We start from the raw sequence: 3,740 nt of genomic DNA, 5'->3' as shown, positions 1-3,740 counted from the left end.
CCCGCAGCGACCGCCGCATCCGGCGGGAGCAAGGGCCCGCAGGACAAGCCGGTCTCGATCACCGTCCTGGGTACCAGCGACCTCCACGGCTACATCGAGAACTGGGACTACTTCAAGAACGCGGAGTACGACGACGCCGCCGGGAACGACGTCGGACTCGCGAAGATCTCCACCCTCGTGAACCAGGTCCGCGCCGACCGCGGCGAGGAGTCGACGCTGCTGATCGACAACGGCGACACCATCCAGGGCACGTCGCTCACGGACTACTACGCCAACACCGACCCCGTGGACGAGACCGGCGAGCTGCACCCCATGGCCGCCGCGATGAACGCCATGGGCTACGACTCCACCACGCTCGGCAACCACGAGTTCAACTACGGACTGCCCCTCCTGCGGGCCTACGAGGACCAGCTCGATTTCCCGCTGCTCGGCGCCAACGTCAAGGACGCGACCACGGGTGAGGACGCCTTCACGCCGTACGTCATCAAGACGATCAAGCTCGCGGGCCAGAAGCCCATCCGGGTCGGCATCCTCGGGCTGACCACGCCCGGCAGCGCCATCTGGGACAGGAACAACGTCGAGGGGGACCTCGAGTTCCTCGACATGGTGGAGCAGGCCCGGAAGTACGTCCCCGAGATGAAGTCCGCGGGAGCGGACGTCGTCGTCGTCAGCTCCCACTCCGGCCCGTCGGGCACGTCCTCCTACGGGGGCGGGCTGCCGGTCGAGAACGCCTCGACGCTGATCGCCGAACAGGTGCCCGGTATCGACGCGATCCTCGCGGGCCACGAGCACCAGGAGATCCCCGAGCGGTTCGTCACCAACCGGCAGACCGGTGAGCAGGTGCTGCTCACCGAGCCGAAGAACTGGGGCATGCGCCTGTCCGTCCTGGACTTCGAGCTGACGAAGGTGCGCGGCCAGTGGGACGTCACCTCGGCGAACTCGGAGCTGCTCGACACCAATACCGTCGAAGCGGACCCGAAGATCTCGGCCATCGCCGCAGAACAGCACCAGCGCGTCATCGACTACGTGAACACCGCGATCGGCACCGCGACCGAGACGATGTCCGCCGCCGATTCGCGCTTCCGCGACACCGCCGTCATGGACTTCGTCAACAAGGTCCAGGCCCAGGCGGTCGACAGGGCCCTGGAGGGGACGCCGCAGGCCGACCTGCCGGTCCTGTCCATCGTGGCACCGTTCAACCGCGCCGCCGTGATCCCCGAGGGGCCCGTCACCATCCGTGACATGGCCGGTCTGTACGTCTTCCCGAACACACTGTTCGGCGTCGAGATGACCGGCGCCCAGGTCAAGGACTACCTCGAGTACTCGGCGAAGTACTTCGCCCAGACCGCTCCGGGCGCCCCGGTGGACCCCGCGACGCTCACGAACGCGTCGGGCACCCCCGACTACAACTACGACATGATGTCCGGGGTGTCCTACGACATCGACATCAGCAAGCCGGTGGGCGAGCGCATCACCGACCTCAGCTACAACGGGGCACCGCTCGATCCCGCTCAGCGCTTCGCCGTGGCCACGAACAACTACCGGCAGTCCGGCGGCGGCAATTTCCCGCACATCGCCACGGCACCGGTCCTGGTCAACCAGACCACGGAGATCCGCCAGCTGCTCATCGACTACCTGATCGCGCAGGGCACGATCGACCCTGCCTCCTTCTACGAGGAGAACTGGAAGCTCACCCGGAACGGCGAGCCGGTCTTCGACTAGGCAGGACCGTTCCCGCAGGAACGGCACAGGCAACAGCAGGACGCGGACCCGCCGGGTCCGCGTCCTGCTGTTCTTTCGCCCTAGATTGGAGGCATGAGCATCGAGATCTCGACGGCGACGGCCGACGACGCAGCGGCCCTGGCGGCCTGCGCAGCCATCACGTTCCCACTGGCCTGCCCACCCGATTCGCCGCCGGAGGACATCCGGCGCCACATCGAGACCCAACTCTCGGTCGAGCGGTTCGAGGCGAACATCGACGCACCCGGGCACACGATCCTGTGCCTCCGCGACGGCGAGGAGATCGCCGGATACAGCATGATCGTGCTGAACCAGCCGACGGACGCCGACGTGCTGTCCGCGCTGTCGATCTCACCCGTCGTGGAGCTCAGCAAGTTCTACGTGCATCCCGACCATCACGGCCGCGGATCGGCGGCGGCGCTGATGGCCGCCACCCTGGAGCTCGCCGCCGCATCCGGTCTGCCGGGGGTCTGGCTCGGCGTGAACCAGGAGAACTCCCGTGCCCTCCGGTTCTACACGAAGAACGGTTTCCGCAGGGTGGGGACCAAGCGCTTCCGTCTCGGCGATCGCTTCGAGGACGATTTCATCCTCGAGCAGGCGTTGCCCGCGCGGACGCGGACCGCCGCCTGACCGGCCGCCCGGCTCCGCCTAGCCGACGGTCAGCTCGCCCATGCGGCCCCAGCCCTCGGCTCCGATACGCTCGCTGATGATCTCCGGCGTCTCCACGAGCGCCTGCGGCATGTCCTGCATCGCCTGCGAGAAGTGGTCGCTGTTCACGTGGGCCTCCGCTGCGTCGTCCTGGAAGGCCTCGACCAGCACGAACCGGTTAGGGTCCTCGACGCTGCGCGACCAGTCGAACCACAGGTTGCCGGGTTCCTGCCGCGTCGCCTCCGTGAAGTCGCGGGTCAGGTCGATCCAGCGGTCGCTCCACTCTGGCTTCACGGTGAACTTGACGACGATGAAGATCATGGATGGTGCCTTCCTCAAGGAGATGCGCTCAGGTACTCCTCCAACCTATAAGGTCTCGCCGGAGGGCGCATTCGGCCTCCGGGGGGAGGACGGGTTGTCAGATGGCGAGGCTGGGGTGCAGCTTCTCCAGCGACCAGGACCGGTTGCGGTGGGTCGCGTGCACCGACAGGGCGGCCGCGAGCACGAAGAAGACGAGCAGCTGCGCCGCCGCGATCCACACGACGCCGAGGTCGCCACCCGCGATGAGGTGGCGCAGCCCCTCGACGGCATGCGTCATCGGCAGCAGCGGGCTGAGGAACTGGAAGAAGCCCGGCGCGGTCGCCACGGGATAGGTGCCGCCCGCCGACGTGAGCTGCAGCATCAGCAGCACGAGCGCGACGAGCCGGCCGACGCCCCCGAGGAGCGCGACGAGCGCCTGGTGGATGGCGGTGAAGACGAGCGCCGTGAGGATCGTGAAGGCCACCAGCGCCACCGGATGGGGAGAGGTCAGGCCGACGCCGGCCACCAGGATCCCGAGCAGCACGAGGGCCTGCAGCACCGCGAAGAGCGCGCCCTGCAGATACCCCGCGGCGGACACGCGCCAGGACGCAGCCGTGGAGGCGAGTGCACGCGGCGACACGGCCCGGAGCACCGTGTAGGTCACGATGCCGCCGACCCACAGGGCCAGCGGGATGAAGTAGGGGGCCATACCCTCTCCATAGGCGTCGACCGCGTTCGTGTGGGTGCGCTCGATCGACACCGGTGATGCGCCGACGCCGCTCAGCACCGAGCGCGCCGCGTCGTCGTGGTCCGGCACCTCCCCGGCGCCCTGCTCGAGCTGCCGGGCGAGGTCCTGTGAGCCGCCGGCCAGCGTCCCGAGTCCGTCCTCGAGCGCGGTCGCGCCGTCGTACGCCTGCCCGGACCCGTCCGCCAGCGTCGAGGCTCCCCCGGCGACCTCTGCTGCCCCGCTGCTGAGCGTGGCGGCTCCCGTGGCGAGGCGGTCGGCGCCGTCCGACGCCGACACGATGCCGCTCCGGAGTGCCGGCGTGCTG

At 68.7% G+C, this 3,740-nt stretch carries 4 protein-coding genes; 2 read left to right on the top strand and 2 right to left on the bottom strand.

All coding sequences use genetic code 11. The features are described 5' to 3' along the window. Together CVO76_RS15950 and CVO76_RS15945 are read left to right on the top strand one after the other, a co-directional pair. Positions 1-1,722, top strand: a 1,722-nt coding sequence (locus CVO76_RS15950) for a bifunctional metallophosphatase/5'-nucleotidase (RefSeq protein WP_208740087.1), incomplete at its 5' end; no start/stop codon positions are given. 93 nt (positions 1,723-1,815) lie between these two features. Then, positions 1,816-2,370 carry a GNAT family N-acetyltransferase gene (locus CVO76_RS15945; RefSeq protein WP_208740086.1) on the top strand — a complete coding sequence of 185 codons (555 nt, stop codon included), beginning with the start codon at positions 1,816-1,818 and terminating at the stop codon, positions 2,368-2,370. A gap of 18 nt (positions 2,371-2,388) precedes the next feature. On the opposite strand, the gene CVO76_RS15940 is transcribed toward CVO76_RS15945, so the two are convergent. Together CVO76_RS15940 and CVO76_RS15935 are read right to left on the bottom strand one after the other, a co-directional pair. Beyond that, entirely contained in the window at positions 2,389-2,709 is a 321-nt protein-coding gene (locus tag CVO76_RS15940; protein WP_133082883.1) for a putative quinol monooxygenase, read from the bottom strand. A gap of 97 nt (positions 2,710-2,806) precedes the next feature. Then, the coding region (locus CVO76_RS15935; protein ID WP_208740085.1) for a YhgE/Pip family protein at positions 2,807-3,740 on the bottom strand (934 nt) is incomplete at its 5' end.

Origin of the sequence: Arthrobacter agilis (assembly GCF_002953615.1) — a bacterium.
Lineage (GTDB): Bacteria > Actinomycetota > Actinomycetes > Actinomycetales > Micrococcaceae > Arthrobacter_D > Arthrobacter_D agilis_B.
Note: the sequence above shows the minus strand (reverse complement) of the source record. Positions and strands in the feature narration are given on the sequence as shown.

What these genes read in the sequence shown, in the direction of transcription:
- CVO76_RS15945 (WP_208740086.1), top strand. Translation starts at nt 1,816, where the DNA reads ATGAGCATCGAGATCTCGACGGCGACGGCCGACGACGCAGCGGCCCTG.
- CVO76_RS15940 (WP_133082883.1), bottom strand. Translation starts at nt 2,709, where the DNA reads ATGATCTTCATCGTCGTCAAGTTCACCGTGAAGCCAGAGTGGAGCGAC.